This is a genomic window from Pseudactinotalea suaedae (assembly GCF_009733815.1).
GTDB lineage: Bacteria > Actinomycetota > Actinomycetes > Actinomycetales > Beutenbergiaceae > Pseudactinotalea > Pseudactinotalea suaedae.
Genome location: NZ_WNXY01000002.1, coordinates 64,925 through 80,882, shown reverse-complemented (window position 1 = coordinate 80,882; position 15,958 = coordinate 64,925). Strand labels below are relative to the sequence as shown.

Sequence of the window (15,958 nt, the reverse complement as noted above, 5' to 3'; positions counted from 1 at the left end):
GCTCACGCCATCACCTCAGGAAGTAGATGACGCCGAACAACAAGATCCAGACGGCGTCGACGAAGTGCCAGTAGTAGGAGACGACGACGGCCTGGGTCGCCTCTCGATGCCCGAACCTGTAGGCGGTGAACGACCGCACGAGCACGAACAGGAACGCGATCAGGCCGCCCAGCACGTGCAGACCGTGGAACCCGGTCGCGAGGTAGAACACGGATCCGTAGGTGGAGTTGGTGAACGTGAGGCCCTCGTGGGCCAGCTCCGCGTACTCGAACACCTGGCCGGCGATGAAGATCGAGCCCAGCAGGTAGGTGAGAGCGAACCACTCCCGCATGCCCCAGCCCGCGAGGTTGAGCAGCGATCCGGTGCGCACCGACTGGAACCGCTCGGCGGCTCTCACCCCTAGCTGGCACGTCACCGATGACGAGACCAGGATGACGGTGTTGCCCAGCGAGAAGGGGATGTTCAGCAGCCCGGAGCTCTCCGTCCACACCTCAGGCCCGGCCACGGACCGGTGCGTGAAGTAGATGGCGAAGAGGCCGGCGAAGAACATCAGCTCGCTCGAGAGCCAGACGATGACGCCCACCTTGGTCAGGTCAGGGCGGTGCACCGTCACATGCGGACGCAGCGCAGGAGAGGTCGACGACACGAGCCCATTATGGCCGGTCCGGAGGACTCCTCGGGTCACCTGGAGGACCTCGATGAGGGCGCGTCGGAGATTCGTGCTGACGAGGTGACGCGAACCGCGCAGGCGTCACGTCGATGGGTCGCTGTCGGGGGCGCGCAGCGCCCGAAGCGCGGCGGATCCGCCGGTCCGGCGCCACCACTAGGCTGTGGTCAGGGCGTGCGAGGCGCGACGAGCGCGCGCACGGAGAACGTAACCAGCACGTGATGAGGGACCGAGAATGGCCGTAGGACATGACGTCGTCGAGGTAGGCGCAGCGAAGGCGCCGGAGCAGCGGGCGACCGTGCTGCTCTACAGCGACGATCGCGCCACTCGCGCCGAGATCCGCACGCTGGTCGGGCGTCGTGCGTCGATCGACACCCCGTTGATCGACTGGGTCGAGGTCGCCTCGCCCCAGGCGGTGATCGACACCGTCAAGCGCGTGAAGTTCGATCTGCTGGTCCTCGACGGCGAGACGCCGAAGGTCGGCGGCATAGGGATGTGCCGCACCCTCAAGACCTCGGTCTACGAGTGCCCGCCGGTGCTGCTGCTCATCGCCCGCCAGCAGGACGCCTGGCTGGCCTCCTGGTCGGAGGCGGACGCCGTGGTCGCCGCGCCGTTGGACCCCGTCGAGCTGCAGGAGACGGTCGCGACCCAGCTGCGCGGCGAGGCCTGAGCAGTGACAGCGGCGTGGGCGCAGTCCGACCGCAGCTGGCCTGACCTGCTGTCCCGGCTGCTCACCCGCCACGACCTCACGCACGACGAGACCGCCTGGGCGATGAACCAGGTGATGTCGGGTGCCACCAGCCCCACGATCCTCGCCGGGTTCCTGTTGGCGCTCGGCACCAAGGGCGAGACCGTGGCCGAGCTCCGAGGTCTCGCGGACGCGATGCTCGCGCACGCGGTGCCGATCGAGATCCCGGGAGACGCCGTCGACGTAGTCGGCACCGGGGGTGACCGGCACCGCTCGGTCAACATCTCGACGACGGCCTCGATCGTCGTCGCCGGCGCCGGTCTGCGGGTCGTCAAGCACGGCAACCGGGCCGCGTCCTCGGCCAGCGGCGCCGCCGATGTGCTCGAGGCGCTCGGCGTCCGGCTCGACCTTCCGCCCGCCCGCGCGGCCGAGCTCGCGCAGGAGGTCGGCATCACGTTCCTGTTCGCCGCGAGCTACCACCCGGCGATGCGTCACGCCGGCCCGGTCCGGGCCGAGCTCAAGGTGCCGACGGCGTTCAACGTCCTCGGGCCGCTGACGAACCCGGCGCAGCCGCGAGCCGGCGCGGTCGGCGTCGGGAACCCGCGCATGGCGCCGCTGGTCGCCGGCGTGTTCGCCGAGCGCGGCCGCAGCGTGCTGGTGTTCCGCAACGACGACGGGCTCGACGAGCTCGCGCCGACGTCGACGGGCCGGATCTGGGAGGTCACCGCGGCGACCGGGGGCGAGGTCGTCGAGCACCACCTCGACTTCGTCGAGGACCTGGGTATGTCCCCTGCCACGCTCGACGACCTGCGCGGCGGCGACGCCGTGGTGAACGCCCGGGCTCTGCGTGACGTCCTCGACGGTACGACGGGGCCGGTGCGCGACACCGTGCTGCTGAACGCGGCCGCGGCGATCGTGGCCGACGGGAGCGCGCCCGGCCTGGGCAGCGGCACGCTGACCGAGAGGCTGCAGGCGGGGCTGAGGATCGCGGCCGCGGCCGTGGACTCCGGTGCGGCGGCGGAGACGCTGCAGCGCTGGGTGGCGGCCTCCACCGCCTGACCCGGCGTCAGTCGCGCAGGGCGGCCCGCAGCCTGGCGGTGTCCTCGTCGGTCCAGCCGCAGCGCGCCAGCACCGCGCGCAGCTGTGTCTGGTCGCCACCGGGCTGCACGTGCTCGATGAGCTCGGCCATCGTCTCGGGGCGGGTCATGTGCCACTCGGCGGGTTGCCCGCCCAGCACCGGGCCGTAGGTCTCGGTGGCCACCAGCCGCTGGAGGATGCGCTCGACCCGTTCGCTGCTCGCCGCGTAGTCGGCGACCACGGCCTCCGGGTCGGCGCCCGCGAGCAGCAGCGCGATCGCCACGAGCGTCCCGGTGCGGTCCTTGCCCGCGGCGCAGTGCACCAGGACGGCGCCCTCGGCCTCGGCGATCACGCGCAGGCCCGCCACGATCGAGTCCGGCCGGTCGCTGAGGTAGGACAGGTAGTGGGCGGTCGCGGGGTTCTCGTGAGCCGTCGTCGGCTCCTTCCCCACCCAGGGCAGCGCCTTGGCCGCGTCCGACTGCTCGGTCTCGACCGGCTCCGGTCCGGGACCGGGAGCGGAGGTCTCGGGGATGTCGTCGCCGTCGAGATCGCGCTCGTCGAAGAAGGAGTGGTGGTGGATGCGGACCCACTCCTCCCGGGTCAGCGGACCCGGTCCGGTGGAGCTCACCTCGGCGTCGCTGCGCAGGTCGACGACGTCGGTCAGGCCCCGACGGCGGAGCTCGTCGATGTCGTCGGCGGTCAGGTCCTGCAGGTTGTCCGAGCGCAGCAGCCGGCCGGGCCGGATGGTGCCGCCGTCGGTGGTCGGGAGGCCGCCCACGTCGCGCAGGTTGACGACGCCGTCGAGCTCGATCCAGGAGATCGGACCGGCCATCCTCAGTCGCCCAGCCCGAGGGCGAACGCTGCCTCGAGGTCGTGGCGGGAGTAGGACTGGAACGCGAGGTAGGTCTGCGTACGGACCACGCCCTCGACCTTGCTCAGGCGGTCGGCGATGACGCCCGCGAGCTCCTGGTGCTCGGGCACGCGCACCAGTGCGATGAGGTCGACGTCGCCGGTCACCGAGTACACCTCGCTGACGCCGTCGATCTCGGCGGCCTCCTGGGCCACCTCGGGGATGCGTGACGCCTCGACGTCGATCAGCACGATCGCGGTGATCATCCGGTCCTCCTCGTTTGCTCACCCTCATCATGCACGAGGGCGGCGCGGTGGACGAGCGCCGATCGGGAACGGCAGGATGAACACCGCACGGTTGGTCGAGATGGGGGAGACGTGACCGAGATCGAGGCGCTGCTGAGCCATGGCGGCTGGCAGCTGATGGACCCGCGTCCGCTGGCCGCCGAGCACCGGGGCACCTTCGAGTTGCCGACCGCGGCCGCGCTGGCGGCGCTGCAGCCGGGCAGCCTGGTGCGTGCCATGTTCCGGACGGCGACGATCGCCGACGCCTCGCGGGACGGCGTCGGCCCCTACGACGTGCACGGCCGGCCGGTGCTGGTGGAGATCGTGGAGCGGATGTGGGGGATCGTGATCGGGCGTGACACCGAGACCCTCGAGGTGGCGCTCGACAACCACCCCTTCGCCACGCACACGCGGTTGCTTCCCCACGATCGCGTGCGGATCCCGTCGACCTTCGTGATCGCCACCGGTGAGCCGGTGCCCGACCTCCCACGTCTCACGGCGTTCCTGGCCGCGTGGGAGAGCGATCCTGCGAACCCGAGGATCGACCCGACGACGCCCGTGGACCCGCTGTCGCCGCCCCGGCTGCGGCGCGACCAGCAGGAGGTCGTCAACCGCATCGGGGTGCCCGCGCACCCGCCCGTGCCGTTCAGCAACGTGCTGGTCTCGAGGAACGTGACGCCCGATTCCGTGCCGCTGTACGGGGCCAGGTTCGAGCCGCAGCCGGCGCGCCGTGACTGCGGATGGGTCTTCTTCACCGGCCCGCCTGACCTGCAGCAGGTCTCCGAGACCGTCGGCTTCGACGTGCTGACCTTGCAGGCGGCGCAGCAGCGGCACCCCAAGATCCAGCCGTACCTCGCGATGGCCCCGGGCTGGGGCTTCACGCTGTTCCCCGAGGGCGACGACATCTACCCGACCGGCTGACGCCATCGGCGCACGCTGCCGTCAGCCAGCAGCTCAGCACACGGCCCATCGGTGACGTGTTCGAGGTTGAGGCGGGTCGAGCTGTCGCGCGTTGCTCGTTCGCGCGGTAGCAGCGCCGTACCGTCGGGTGCATGTGGTTCGACAGCTGGAGTGACATCACGCGCGTGCTCGTCGTGGGGATCGCGTCGTACGGCGCGCTCATCCTCCTCATTCGGGTTTCAGGAAAGCGGACGCTCGCGCAGCTCAGCGCGTTCGACTTCGTCGTCACGGTTGCCCTGGGATCCACCCTGGCCACGATCCTGCTCAGCGGAGACGTGGCCTATGTCGAAGGCGTGCTCGCACTGGTCGCGCTGCTCGTCTTGCAGGCCGCAGTTGCGTTCACGATCTCTCGCTCGCAGAGGGCCCGCCGCCTGGTCACCGCGCCACCCGCCCTGTTGTTGCGCGACGGTGTGATCATCGACGCTGCGTTGCATCGCCACCGAGTGGCGGTCGCCGATGTGAAGCAGGCTGTGCGACAAAGTGGCGAGGGCGACCTCTCGTCCGTTGCCGCGGTCGTTCTGGAGAGCAACGGACGCATCAGCGTGATCACGCAGGACAAGCTTGGCGACGCGTCGAGCCTCGGCGACGTGTGGACCGTCCGCACCTGAGTCGTGGAGAGGTTGCTATCGGGGGGCGTGCGTCGCTGCCGCTACTGCGAGGGACGGGCGCGATGCCGGGTCGACGAGGATCGCGCGTCGTTCATCCATTGCCTGGCTACCCGAAGCGCGTGCCAGAAACTGGTGCCGATGGACTCCGCTACCGAGTCACCCAGAGTTCCGAGGCGCTGGTGCGATCGTGCTTCAGCCGACGATGGGTGCGCCTTCGGGCCTCCGAAAGAGGCGTTGGCGTTCGCGCACGGCGAGGGCGGCGCCCAGGCTCACTGGCCCCAGTCGGCCGACGAACATCAGCAGCACCAGGAACAGCTGGTGTACGGGCGCCAGATCATCGGTGATGCCGGTTGACCGGCAGATGCTCTCGACTTCCACCCTGGGCTGCGGGTGACCGGACGCCGGCGCCGGCCCGATCTACGCCATCCGAGCGCGATCGACCGCTGACCGGACGCGCTCGACGCACTCAGCCAGCGTGTGAGCGCTGGTGTCGATCACGAGGCTGGGATCGATCGCGGCCATCTTGTCGGGCCAGGCGTCGTAGATCCTGCTGAGGAAGTCTCTGTCCTTCGAGCGCCCTCGTGTGGGGTCGGCCTGCGCTCGCGCCAACGCGACCTCGAACGGAGCCGTCGTGGCTACCGTGATAGCGACCGCATCCGGAGGGGTCTGCCTGAGCAGGCCCGATACCTCGTCGGGCTCACCCGACCCCTCAGCGATCACGCACGTCAGGTCGGCTCGTGCCCACATGCCGGTCACCGTCTCGAAGATCCGGTGCGCCGTCTCCCAGCTGGGCAGGGTGGGGAGCGCCATGGCCGCGACCTGATCGAGCTCGACGACAGCGACGCGCTCACCTTGCCCTCGCAGGTGCGCGGCAAGGCTCGACGCCAGCGCGCTCTTGCCCGAGGCTTGCGGGCCGACCAGCACGACGAGTGCCAGCGGGGTGAAGCCGACGTCCATCCCGTCATCGTCGCAGCAACGAGTGGCGCCCAGGCACAGCCGACCGGGATGCCTCCTCAGAGCAGGTTGACCGTGCGCCGGCTGATGCTGATGGGAGTAGCGGGAGCGCAGCATCCTCCATCTGCGGCTTCCGGCTCGTCGAAGGTGCCGGCTCCACCGCAGACACCGGTGTCGGGGAGGACGAGCTCGACCCGCGCGGCGGCCTCGTGGTCGCCGGCCAGCGCGGCAGCGACGCTGCGGACCTGCTCGTAACCGGTCAGCGCCAGGAACGTCGGGGCGCGGCCGTAGGACTTCATGCCCACCAGGTACAGGTCGGGCTCCGGCTGAGCGAGGTCGGCGGCTCCCGTGGCGCGGACCGAGCCGCAGGAGTGCAGGTTGGGGTCGATGTCGGCGGCGATCGATCGCGGCGCCTCCAGGGTCGGGTCCAGGTCCAGGCGCACCTCGGCCAGGAACGACAGGTCGGGCCGGAACCCGGTCAACGCCACCACGGCGTCGGCCGGCCCGAGCTCCGCGCCGTCCTCGCCCACCAGAACCACCTGATCGCCCATGGTGCGCACCCGGGCCGTGCGGAACCCGGTCACCAGCCCGACCGCCCCGGACTCGACCGCCGCGCGAGCGCGCAGACCCAGGGCTCCACGCTCGGGGAGCTCGTCGGCACCCCCGCCGCCGAAGGTGTCGTCCCGGACAGCCCGGCGGATGGCCCAGGTGATGCGCGTCCCGGGGGAGTGGGCGGCGATACGGGTCAGCTCGTGCAGGGCGTTGAAGGCGGAGGCGCCCGAACCGAGCACCACGGTGTGCTTGCCGGCGTGCACACCGGGCTCGCGGTGGTCAGGGATGCGGTAGCTGATCTGCCGTGCGCTGCGCTCACCGATGGCCGGCAGCCCGTCGGCGCCTGCCGGACCAGGACGACCCCATGTCCCGGACGCGTCGATGACAGCACGTGCAGCGATACGGCTCTCCACGCCCGCACCGTCTCGCAGGTGCACCGTGAACGGCTGGTCGGCTCGGCCGGAGCTCACCAGCCGGTCACGGCCGGCGCGGGAGACCCCCACGACCTCCACACCGAACCGCACGTGCTGCCCCAGCGCCTGTGCGAGCGGTGCCAGATAACGCTCCACCCACTGCTGCCCGGTCGGGTACCCCGTGGTCGGTGCCTCCCAGCCCGTGCTCTCCAGCAGCCGCACCGAGGCTGGGTCGACCAGCTCGGGCCACGCCGAGAACAACCGCACGTGGCCCCACTCGGCCACGGCGGCGCCGGCACCGGCGCCGCGCTCCAGGACCAACGGCCGCAGACCCCGCTCACGCAGGTGCGCAGCGCTCGCCAGCCCCTGCGGTCCGGCTCCGATCACGACGACGGGCAGCTTATCCATCAGTCACACCTCACATCCATGAATGTCGATACATCGCCACAGTGCCTCACGCATCGACAGATGTCAATACGTCTGGCAGCATGGCGTTCATGCCTGCTTCTGCTTCACCCAGGATCGAGCCTGACCAGCTCGTCTCCTGCTGCTCGACGCCCACCGACGGCCACCTGACCGACGAGAGGGCCCACGTGCTGGCGCAGGTGTTCAAGGCCTTGAGCGACCCGACCCGGGTCAAGCTGCTGTCGATGATCGCCGCTGCCACCGATGGTGAGGCGTGCATCTGCGACATGACCGAGCCGGTCGGCCTGAGCCAGCCCACGGTGTCCCACCACATGAGCGTGCTCGCCCGCGCCGGGCTGGTCACCCGCGAGCAGCGCGGCAAGTGGGCCTACTACGCGCTGGCACCCGACGCCAGAGCAGCGCTGGCAGGGGCCGTCGACCAGGTCACCGCCGCACACGAGGGGGCGATCGCGTGAGCGAAGCCCCGATCGGCTCGGTGCTGTTCGTCTGCGCACGCAACGGCGGCAAGTCCGTGATGGCCGCCGCGCTGGCGGCCCGCCAGGCGCCCGGGCTCGGTGTGCGCTCGGCCGGCACCGACCCCGGTAGCACTGTCAACGCACTCTCGGCAGAGGTGATGCGCGAGGTCGGGCTCGACATCAGCGGCCACCAGCCTCTGCCCGTGACCGACGCCCTGGCTGCGAGCGTCGACCTCATCGTCATCCTCGGTTCCGAAGCCCAGCTCGAGACCGCATCCACGACGCCCGTGATCCGATGGGAGACCGACGAACCCTCGACCCGCGGCATCGACGGGATCGAGCGCATGCGCCTCGTCCGCGACGACATCGCAGCCCACGTCGAGGACCTGCTGCGCGGCAACGGCGGCTACGCGGTCGCAGACAGCTGACCGACGACGGGCGTGTGTCGTGCCCGGACCCGGTCTGCCAGGGCGGCCGGTGCGGCCGCCACGGGCACCGACCACCCGGCCGTGTCCGGGTGGTCGAACGCGATGAGCCGGGTACCGGCGCGGCCGAGCCAGCCAGCCAGCAGCTCGGTCTCCTCGGTGCTGGCCGCCCCACCGGGGCGCTCGGGCTCGGGGACCACCTCGCCGGTGGCGTACAGCTGCGACACCACGACCATCGGGTCGGTCCCGCGCGGGCTGATCGCGGTGCCCGCGAAGCGGCCGTGCCGTACCAGCACGAGCTCCCAGCCACCGTCGGTTGCCTGCGCCGCCATGATCTGGCGCGCGCCCTGCACCTCGGCGAGCCGCAGCCCCCTGCCCACGGTGCGCGAGAACGCCTCGGCGCGGTCGCGGCAGGCTGCCGCCTCCTCGTACCGCTGCTCGGAGACCAGCCGATCGATGTGCTCGACGGCGGTCCCCACCACCACGTCGGTGTGGCCGGTCAGCGCTGCTTCTGCGCGCGCGGCGATCTCGGAGTAGCCCGCGGCGGCGCCGGGGTCTACGCACGGCGCGCTGCACCGCCCGATGCCGGCGAGCATGCAGTCGGCGCCGCCGGAGCGGGGGACGAGCGGCAGCCGGCGCGTGCACTGGCGCAGCGGGATCGCCTGCTGCACCGCCTCGACCGCCAGCTGCGCGGCCGCACGGCTGGCGAAGGGGCCGACGGCCACGGCACCTGCGGGCACCTCCCGCACGATCGACAGCCGCGGGTGCGGCTCGTCGGTGAGTCTGACCCAGGGCAGCCGGTCCGGGCGCCGGGACCGGCGGTTGTACGGCGGGTCGTGCTCGGCGATCAGGCGGAGCTCACGCACCTGCGCCTCCAGCCGCGTCGCGCAGGGGATGCCGCGCACCTCGGTGGCGAGGTCGACCATCTCCCCGATGCGCTGCCGCTTCTCCGAGGCGGTGAAGTACTGCCGCACCCGGCGCCGCAGATCGGTGGCCGTGCCCACGTACAGCACCTCAGCACCCGGCCCGATGAACTGGTACACGCCGGGGGAGCGGGGGAGGTGGTCGGCCAGCGTGGACCGGCGGCGGCGCGCAGGCGGGACCGGGTCCGAGGCGGTGGCGAGGTCCTCCAGGTGCGAGACCCCGAGCGAGGCCATCCGGCTGAGCAGCCCGTGCAGCACGTCGACGGTGGCGCGGGCATCCTGCAGCGCCCGGTGGTTCGGGGTGGTCGCCGACGCGAACAGCCGCGCGAGGGTGTGGAGCTTGTGGTTCGGCGCCTCGTCGCGGGTGACGACCCGGCGCGCCAGCCGCACGGTGTCCACGACCGCGGGCCGGGGCCACGCGAGGTCCATCCGAGCGGCGTTCGCCTTGAGGAAGCCGACGTCGAACGCCGCGTTGTGCGCCACCAGCACGGCACCGTGCGCGAACTCCAGGAACGAGGGCAGCACCTCCTGGATCCGCGGCGCCGAGATCACCATCGCGGTGGTGATGCCCGTCAGCACCGTGATCGTCGGCGGGATCGCGACGCCCGGGTTGACCAGGGTGGCGAACTCGCCCAGCACCTCACCGCCGCGGACCTTGACCGCACCGATCTCGGTGATCTCGCTGCTCGACGGCGAACCGCCCGTGGTCTCGAGGTCGACGACCACGAACGTCACCTCGTGCAGCGGCACCCCGATCTCGTCGAGAGCGAGCTGAACAGGGCGTGGCCCGGCCCCGGGCTCGTCGCCGAGCCGGATCCGAGCAGCTGGTGGGCGGACGTGCCCGAGGTCGAGTCCCATCGATGTCGGACGTTAGAACACACGTCCGACATCGATGGGGAGCGACTCACGTCGCGGGGTGGTTCAGGAGGAGGCGCTCTCGGCGTTGCGATCTGCCGCGGCCCGCGCGTAGAGGTCGTCGACGAGGTTGGCGTAGTCGGCGAGCACCTTGGCGCGCTTCACCTTGAGCGAAGGCGTCAGGTAGTCGTTGTCGATCGTGAAGTCGTCGGTGAGCACCTCGAACTTGCGGATCGACTCGGCCCGGGAGACCTTGCTGTTGGTGCGATCGACCGCGCGGCCCAGGGCGGCGAGGACGTCGGGGTTCTTGGCGGCCTCCTCGACGCTCATCTCCGGCAGCGAGTGGTTCGACAACCACGAGGGGAGCATCTCGCCGTCGAGCGTGATCAGCGCGGCGACGAACGGGCGCTGGTCCCCGACCACGAGGCACTGGCTGATCAGCGGGTGCGAGCGCAGCCTGTCCTCGAGCTGGGAGGGCACCACGTTCTTGCCGGCGGCGGTGACGATCAGCTCCTTCTTGCGCCCGGTGATCTTGAGGTAGCCGTCGCTGTCGAGCTCCCCGATGTCACCGGTGTGGAACCACCCGTCCTCGATCGCCTCCGACGTGGCCTGCTCGTTGCCGCGGTAGGCGGCGAACACGCCGACACCCTTGGCGAGGATCTCGCCGTCGTCGGCGATCTTGATCGTGGTGCCGGGCAGCGGCGGCCCGACGGTGCCGATCTTCGCCCGCGTGGGCAGGCTCACGCTCAGCGGCGCCGTGGTCTCGGTCAGGCCGTAGCCCTCGAGCACGGTGAGGCCGACACCGCGGAAGAAGTGGCCCAGACGCTCGCCGAGCGGTGCCCCACCCGAGATCGCGAACGCGGCCTGGCCGCCGAGCGCGTCGCGGATCTTGTGGAGCACGAGCTTGTCGGCCAGCTTGTGCTGCAGCCGCAGCCCGATGCCGGGACCACCGGAGTCGAGCGAGCGCGAGTAGTCCTGCGAGACCTTCGCCGCCCAGTGGAAGATCTTGATCTTGCCGCCGGCCGCGGCCTTGGCCTCCGAGGAGTTGTAGACCTTCTCGAAGACGCGCGGCACCGACAGGATGAAGGTCGGACGGAAGGTGGCGATGTCCGCCATCAGCGTCTTGGTGTCCGGCGTGTGACCCTGCGGCACACCGGCGGTGATGCAGAGCACCTCGACGAAGCGTGCGAAGACGTGCGCCAGCGGCATGAACAGCAGCGTGCGCGACTGCGCGTGCAGGATCTGGCTGCCCAGCGCCTCGACCGCGTTGCGCGTCAGCTCCACGAAGTTGCCGTGGGTGAGCTCGGCGCCCTTGGGCTTGCCCGTGGTGCCGGAGGTGTAGATCACGGTGGCGAGGTCGCCGAGCCGGACGGCGTCACGGCGCTCCCGGACGGCGTCGTCGCTGACGTCGACGCCCGCCGCGGCGAGCTGCTCGAGCGCGCCGCCGTCGATCTGCCACACGTGCTTGACCTCGGGCGCCTTCTTGCGGGCCTTCGCGATGACGTCCTCGTGACCGGCGTTCTCCGCGACCACGGCGACGGCGCCGGAGTCGGAGAGGATCCACGCGGTCTGGGAGGAGGAGGAGGTCTCGTAGACGGGTACGGGGACGGCGCCGGCGTACCAGATGCCGAAGTCGAGGAACGTCCACTCGGGGCGGGTGCGCGACATGATCGCGACCCGGTCTCCGGCCTCGATGCCGGAGGCGATCAGGCCCTTGGCGATCGCGGTGGCGGTCGCGTGCATCTCGGCCGCGGTCACGGGGCGCCAGGTGCCGTCGACCAGCCGCTCGACCAGCACCTTGTCGGGCGTGCGGTTCGCGTGGTCGGCAAGAAGATCGCCGATGGACATCTCGTCGGGGGTGGTGACTAGCGGGGGTGCGGCATACGTGTCCATTGCTGGCTCCGGTGGCAGAACGGGAAGGATGAGGGTGGCGTCAGGCTAGCGGTCGGCGGCGAGGGGCGCTCACACGACCGCGCCGTCGTCGCCGTCGTCGCGCGAACGGGGCAGTCGCGCGAAGGCCACGCCCCAGCCCACCACGGTGACCGCGAGCAGGGTCAGCCACACGATCGCCGGCGCGCTCGGCCAGGCCAGCACCACGAGCAGCAGCAGGATCGGGCCGGCGATCGCGAGCGTCCACGCCAGCAGCCTGATGGGGTCGGCGGTGCCGAGCGGCGCAGGCTCCGGCGGCTGGAACGCCTCGTCCAGCTCGTCCGGCGGTGCGTAGTCACGTGGCCCGCCCAAGGTGGGGCGGGGCTCGACCTCCTGGGCGGGGCTCGACGGCGGCGCCTCGGCAGGTGGGGGTTCCGCCGCCGGGGGAGCGGCGGGCGGGGCTCCCAGGCCGCCGATCAGCTCGGCGAACCGGCGGTCGACCTCGGCCTGCGTGGGGCCGTCGCGACCGTCACCCGCGCCACCGTGCGGGAGGTCCGTTGACGGCGGCATGTGACCCACTTTAGTCGCGGCCCTAGGGTGGGACCCAGAGCCGCCTTCTGCTGGTGGCTGAACGTCGTTCGCACCACGAGAGGAAGCAGTCGCCGATGTCCGAGGCACGACAGGTCCGCAAGGTCGCACTTCTCACCGCCGGCGGTTTCGCGCCGTGCTTGTCGGCCGCCGTCGGCAAGCTGGTCACGCGCTACTCGGAGGTGCTTCCCGAGGCCGAGATCATCGCCTACCAGTATGGCTATCACGGCCTGCTGACCGGCACCTCGATCACGATCGACGACGAGGCGCGGGCGAACGCAGCGGTCCTCGACCGCTTCGGCGGCAGCCCGATCGGCAACAGCCGGGTCAAGCTCACCAACGCGAAGAACCTCGTCGAGCGCGGCCTGGTCGCCGAGGGCCAGGACCCGCTGCAGGTGGCTGCGGAGCAGCTCCGTGCGGACGGCGTCGACGTGCTGCACACGATCGGTGGCGACGACACCAACACCACGGCGGCCGATCTCGCCGCCTACCTGGAGTCGAACGGCTACCACCTGGAGGTGGTCGGCCTGCCGAAGACGATCGACAACGACATCATCCCGATCCGGCAGTCCCTCGGTGCGATGACCGCCGCCGAGCAGGCGTCGATCTTCGCCCAGAACATCATCGGCGAGCACCGCTCCAACCCGCGCATGCTGATCGTGCACGAGGTGATGGGCCGGCACTGCGGCTGGCTGACCGCCGCGGCTGCCCGCGACTATCGGGGCTGGCTGGACCAGCAGGAGTGGAACCCCAGCCTCGGGCTGCAGCGCGAGCGCTGGGACGTGCACGCCGTGTTCCTGCCCGAGCTCAAGCTCGACATGCAGGCCGAGGCCACGCGGCTGCGGGGCATCATGGACGAGATCGGCAACGTCAACATCTTCCTGTCCGAGGGCGCCGGGGTGCCGGAGATCATCGCCGAGCTCGAGGCCTCCGGCGAGGAGGTCCAGCGCGACCCCTTCGGCCACGTCAAGCTGGACACGATCAACCCGGGCGCATGGTTCGCCAAGCAGTTCGCCGCGCTGATCGGTGCCGAGAAGACGATGGTGCAGAAGAGCGGCTACTTCTCGCGCTCGGCGCGTGCGAACGAGGCGGACCTGGAGCTGATCGGTCAGATGGTCGATCTCGCCGTCGAGACGGCGCTGGCCGGTGTCTCGGGCGTCATCGGGCACGACGAGGAGCAGGGCGACCAGCTGCGCGCCATCGAGTTCCCGCGGATCGCGGGCGGCAAGGCGTTCGACGTCTCGGTGCCCTGGTTCGGCGAGCTCCTCGACGGCATCGGACAGCCGCTGGTCGCGGCACCGCCCGCCGCGCACTGAGCCAGGTGTCCGGACCCCGGGCGTGGTCAGGCACGCCCGGCGGGTCGCCCTATCCTGGCCGGGTGAGCGTGCAGAGCGACCAGATCTCCGATCCCGCGGCCGACGCCGGGCTCGATCGGTGGCGTGAGCTCACTGCTCTGCAGCAGCCGCGCTGGCCCGACGACGAGGCGTTGACGGCGGTCACCAGCGAGCTCGCGACGCAGCCACCGCTGGTGTTCGCGGGGGAGGCGGACAACCTCCGGGAACGGCTCGCGGCCGCGTCCCGTGGCGAGGCGTTTCTGCTGCAGGGTGGCGACTGCGCCGAGACCTTCGCCGAGATCACGGCCGACAACATCCGCGACAAGATCAAGACGATCCTGCAGATGGCGGTCGTGCTGACCTACGGCGCGTCGATGCCGATCATCAAGATGGGCAGGATGGCGGGGCAGTTCGCGAAGCCGCGGAGCTCCGACGTCGAGACCCGGGACGGCGTCACGCTCCCCGCGTACCGGGGCGACATCATCAACTCACACGAGTTCTCGCCCGAGTCCCGGATCCCGGACCCGCAGCGGCTGCTGGCGGCCTACCGGAGCTCGGCGACCTCGCTCAACCTGATCCGGGCGTTCACCCAGGGCGGTTTCGCCGACCTGCGGCGGGTGCACGAGTGGAACCGCGGCTTCCTCGACAACCCGGCGTACGCCGCCTACGACGCGTTCGCCGGTGAGATCGACCGCGCCATCCGGTTCATGCACGCGGCCGGCGCCGACTTCGACGCGCTGCGGACCGTCGACTTCTACTCCTCGCACGAGGGTCTGCTGCTCGACTACGAGCGCCCGCTGACCCGGATCGACTCCCGCACCGGGCTCCCGTATGACTGCTCGGCGCACTTCCTCTGGATCGGGGAGCGAACCCGCCAGCTCGACGGCGCCCACGTGGACTTCTTCTCACGGGTGCGCAACCCCCTCGGGGTCAAGCTCGGTCCCACGAGCACCGTCGAGGACGCGGTCGCGCTCATCGACAGGCTCAACCCCGACGGCGAGCCCGGTCGCCTCACGTTCATCACCCGCATGGGTGCCGGCAAGGTCCGCGACCTGCTGCCCGCGCTGGTCGAGGGCGTCAGCGCCGACGGCCGCCCGGTCACCTGGGTCTGCGACCCGATGCACGGCAACGGGTTCACCTCAGCCAACGGCTACAAGACGCGCCGCTTCACCGACGTCATCGACGAGGTCCGCGGCTTCTTCGAGGTGCACCGCAGCCTGGGGACCGTACCGGGCGGGCTGCACGTGGAGCTGACCGGTGACGACGTCACCGAGGTTCTCGGAGGCAGCGAGGAGATCGACGACGTCGGGCTCACCCGGCGCTACACCACGCTGGTCGACCCGCGCCTGAACCACCAGCAGTCGCTGGAGATGGCGTTCCTGGTCGCGGAGATGTTGCGGGACGCTTGACCGTGACCACCCCGTCTTCGCCACCGCCCAGCGGCGAGCGCCCCGCGCACGCACTGCCTCCGGGTCAGCACCACGTGGCGGAGCCGCCGGTGATGCACTACGGGCGGATCCCTGAGCGCAAGCGCGACACCTGGACCGTGACGGTCGGTGGTGCGACCGCCAGTGGCGACGAGTACGTCTTCAGCCTCGACGAGGTGACCGCGCTGCCTGCGGTGCGGGAGATCTGCGACATGCACTGCGCCACCCGCTGGACGGCGCAGGGGATCGACTGGGGAGGCGTGCGCGCACGCGACCTGGTGGAGCTGGCACCGCCCGCCGAGGACGTCACCGATGCGCTCGTGTTCGCCGAGTTCGGGTACGCGGCCAACGTGCCGCTGGCTGACCTGCTCTCGAGCAACGCGCTGCTGGTCACCCATCGCGACGGCGAGCCGCTCACGCCCGAGCGGGGCGCGCCGTTGCGGCTCGTGATCCCGCACCTGTACACCTGGAAGGGCCCCAAGTGGCTGCGCGGGTGGAACTACCTGCTCCCGGAGAACCCCGACCGCGGCTTCTGGGAGGAACGCGGCTATCACGCCCGCGGTGACGCCTGGAGCGAGGAGCGCTACGCCAAGCGGCGGTGAC

Annotated in this window: 18 protein-coding genes; 9 read left to right on the top strand and 9 right to left on the bottom strand. The window is 71.0% G+C overall.

Going from position 1 to position 15,958, the window contains the following annotated elements; all coding sequences use genetic code 11:
* Positions 1–10: 10 nt before the first annotated feature.
* The gene (gene ctaE / locus GPA04_RS03780) at positions 11–646 is read right to left on the bottom strand and encodes an aa3-type cytochrome oxidase subunit III (RefSeq protein ID WP_156222559.1); all 636 of its coding nucleotides are present in this window, start codon (positions 644–646) and stop codon (positions 11–13) included.
* Between the two features lie 256 nt (positions 647–902).
* On the opposite strand from ctaE, the gene GPA04_RS03775 reads away from it, so the two are divergent.
* Together GPA04_RS03775 and trpD are read left to right on the top strand one after the other, a co-directional pair.
* Positions 903–1,337 (top strand): response regulator, encoded by a 435-nt coding sequence (locus GPA04_RS03775; RefSeq protein WP_156222557.1) that lies wholly within the window; start codon positions 903–905, stop codon positions 1,335–1,337.
* 3 nt (positions 1,338–1,340) lie between these two features.
* Positions 1,341–2,414, top strand: a complete 1,074-nt coding sequence (gene trpD / locus GPA04_RS03770) for an anthranilate phosphoribosyltransferase (RefSeq protein ID WP_156222555.1) — start codon at positions 1,341–1,343, stop codon at positions 2,412–2,414.
* 7 nt (positions 2,415–2,421) lie between these two features.
* Here the strand turns inward: trpD and GPA04_RS03765 are convergent, their stop codons facing one another.
* The gene (locus tag GPA04_RS03765; RefSeq protein ID WP_156222553.1) at positions 2,422–3,264 is read right to left on the bottom strand and encodes a tyrosine-protein phosphatase; all 843 of its coding nucleotides are present in this window, start codon (positions 3,262–3,264) and stop codon (positions 2,422–2,424) included.
* A 2-nt stretch (positions 3,265–3,266) separates the two neighbouring features.
* On the bottom strand, positions 3,267–3,548 hold the full coding sequence (locus GPA04_RS03760) for an Lrp/AsnC family transcriptional regulator (protein WP_156222551.1): 282 nt from the start codon (positions 3,546–3,548) through the stop codon (positions 3,267–3,269).
* A 111-nt stretch (positions 3,549–3,659) separates the two neighbouring features.
* On the opposite strand from GPA04_RS03760, the gene GPA04_RS03755 reads away from it, so the two are divergent.
* Both GPA04_RS03755 and GPA04_RS03750 read left to right on the top strand, forming a co-directional pair.
* On the top strand, positions 3,660–4,487 hold the full coding sequence (locus GPA04_RS03755) for an immunity protein Imm33 domain-containing protein (RefSeq protein WP_156222549.1): 828 nt from the start codon (positions 3,660–3,662) through the stop codon (positions 4,485–4,487).
* Positions 4,488–4,618: 131 nt separating this feature from the next.
* Positions 4,619–5,134: a DUF421 domain-containing protein gene (locus tag GPA04_RS03750; RefSeq protein WP_156222547.1), complete on the top strand. Its 516-nt coding sequence runs from the start codon at positions 4,619–4,621 to the stop codon at positions 5,132–5,134.
* A 192-nt stretch (positions 5,135–5,326) separates the two neighbouring features.
* Here GPA04_RS03750 and GPA04_RS03745 read toward each other — a convergent pair whose 3' ends face one another.
* The 3 genes from GPA04_RS03745 to GPA04_RS03735 are packed head-to-tail and all read right to left on the bottom strand — an operon-like array spanning position 5,327 to position 7,461.
* The gene (locus GPA04_RS03745; protein ID WP_194238927.1) at positions 5,327–5,512 is read right to left on the bottom strand and encodes a hypothetical protein; all 186 of its coding nucleotides are present in this window, start codon (positions 5,510–5,512) and stop codon (positions 5,327–5,329) included.
* Positions 5,513–5,551: 39 nt separating this feature from the next.
* Positions 5,552–6,091, bottom strand: a complete 540-nt coding sequence (locus GPA04_RS03740) for a hypothetical protein (RefSeq protein ID WP_156222545.1) — start codon at positions 6,089–6,091, stop codon at positions 5,552–5,554.
* Positions 6,092–6,147: 56 nt separating this feature from the next.
* Positions 6,148–7,461, bottom strand: coding sequence for an NAD(P)-binding domain-containing protein (locus tag GPA04_RS03735; RefSeq protein WP_156222543.1), 1,314 nt, complete (start codon positions 7,459–7,461; stop codon positions 6,148–6,150).
* Between the two features lie 89 nt (positions 7,462–7,550).
* On the opposite strand from GPA04_RS03735, the gene GPA04_RS03730 reads away from it, so the two are divergent.
* Positions 7,551–7,934, top strand: coding sequence for an ArsR/SmtB family transcription factor (locus GPA04_RS03730; RefSeq protein ID WP_156222541.1), 384 nt, complete (start codon positions 7,551–7,553; stop codon positions 7,932–7,934).
* A complete protein-coding gene (locus GPA04_RS03725) occupies positions 7,931–8,362 on the top strand; it encodes an arsenate-mycothiol transferase ArsC (protein ID WP_156222539.1) in 432 nt (143 codons plus the stop codon). The genes GPA04_RS03730 and GPA04_RS03725 overlap by 4 nt, the downstream gene beginning before the upstream one ends.
* Here GPA04_RS03725 and GPA04_RS03720 read toward each other — a convergent pair.
* The 3 genes from GPA04_RS03720 to GPA04_RS03710 form a co-directional block, all read right to left on the bottom strand.
* On the bottom strand, positions 8,341–10,140 hold the full coding sequence (locus tag GPA04_RS03720) for a DEDD exonuclease domain-containing protein (protein WP_156222537.1): 1,800 nt from the start codon (positions 10,138–10,140) through the stop codon (positions 8,341–8,343). The two genes, GPA04_RS03725 and GPA04_RS03720, sit on opposite strands and share 22 nt — an antisense overlap.
* Positions 10,141–10,203: 63 nt before the next feature.
* On the bottom strand, positions 10,204–12,030 hold the full coding sequence (locus tag GPA04_RS03715; RefSeq protein ID WP_156222535.1) for an AMP-dependent synthetase/ligase: 1,827 nt from the start codon (positions 12,028–12,030) through the stop codon (positions 10,204–10,206).
* 69 nt (positions 12,031–12,099) lie between these two features.
* Positions 12,100–12,576 carry a hypothetical protein gene (locus GPA04_RS03710; protein ID WP_156222533.1) on the bottom strand — a complete coding sequence of 159 codons (477 nt, stop codon included), beginning with the start codon at positions 12,574–12,576 and terminating at the stop codon, positions 12,100–12,102.
* Between the two features lie 95 nt (positions 12,577–12,671).
* On the opposite strand from GPA04_RS03710, the gene GPA04_RS03705 reads away from it, so the two are divergent.
* From GPA04_RS03705 to GPA04_RS03695, 3 genes are all read left to right on the top strand, one after another.
* Entirely contained in the window at positions 12,672–13,910 is a 1,239-nt protein-coding gene (locus GPA04_RS03705; protein WP_156222531.1) for a pyrophosphate--fructose-6-phosphate 1-phosphotransferase, read from the top strand.
* Positions 13,911–13,972: 62 nt separating this feature from the next.
* Complete coding sequence (locus tag GPA04_RS03700) at positions 13,973–15,337, top strand: class II 3-deoxy-7-phosphoheptulonate synthase (protein ID WP_436277900.1); 1,365 nt, start codon at positions 13,973–13,975, stop codon at positions 15,335–15,337.
* A 2-nt stretch (positions 15,338–15,339) separates the two neighbouring features.
* Positions 15,340–15,957 (top strand): molybdopterin-dependent oxidoreductase, encoded by a 618-nt coding sequence (locus GPA04_RS03695; protein WP_241680588.1) that lies wholly within the window; start codon positions 15,340–15,342, stop codon positions 15,955–15,957.
* Position 15,958 lies beyond the last annotated feature (1 nt).

Coding starts and splice junctions, on each gene's coding strand:
- GPA04_RS03775 (WP_156222557.1), top strand. CDS start 903: ATGGCCGTAGGACATGACGTCGTCGAGGTAGGCGCAGCGAAGGCGCCG.
- GPA04_RS03765 (WP_156222553.1), bottom strand. CDS start 3,264: ATGGCCGGTCCGATCTCCTGGATCGAGCTCGACGGCGTCGTCAACCTG.
- GPA04_RS03760 (WP_156222551.1), bottom strand. CDS start 3,548: ATGATCACCGCGATCGTGCTGATCGACGTCGAGGCGTCACGCATCCCC.
- GPA04_RS03750 (WP_156222547.1), top strand. CDS start 4,619: ATGTGGTTCGACAGCTGGAGTGACATCACGCGCGTGCTCGTCGTGGGG.
- GPA04_RS03740 (WP_156222545.1), bottom strand. CDS start 6,091: ATGGACGTCGGCTTCACCCCGCTGGCACTCGTCGTGCTGGTCGGCCCG.
- GPA04_RS03735 (WP_156222543.1), bottom strand. CDS start 7,461: ATGGATAAGCTGCCCGTCGTCGTGATCGGAGCCGGACCGCAGGGGCTG.
- GPA04_RS03730 (WP_156222541.1), top strand. CDS start 7,551: ATGCCTGCTTCTGCTTCACCCAGGATCGAGCCTGACCAGCTCGTCTCC.
- GPA04_RS03720 (WP_156222537.1), bottom strand. CDS start 10,140: ATGGGACTCGACCTCGGGCACGTCCGCCCACCAGCTGCTCGGATCCGG.
- GPA04_RS03715 (WP_156222535.1), bottom strand. CDS start 12,030: ATGGACACGTATGCCGCACCCCCGCTAGTCACCACCCCCGACGAGATG.
- GPA04_RS03710 (WP_156222533.1), bottom strand. CDS start 12,576: ATGCCGCCGTCAACGGACCTCCCGCACGGTGGCGCGGGTGACGGTCGC.
- GPA04_RS03705 (WP_156222531.1), top strand. CDS start 12,672: ATGTCCGAGGCACGACAGGTCCGCAAGGTCGCACTTCTCACCGCCGGC.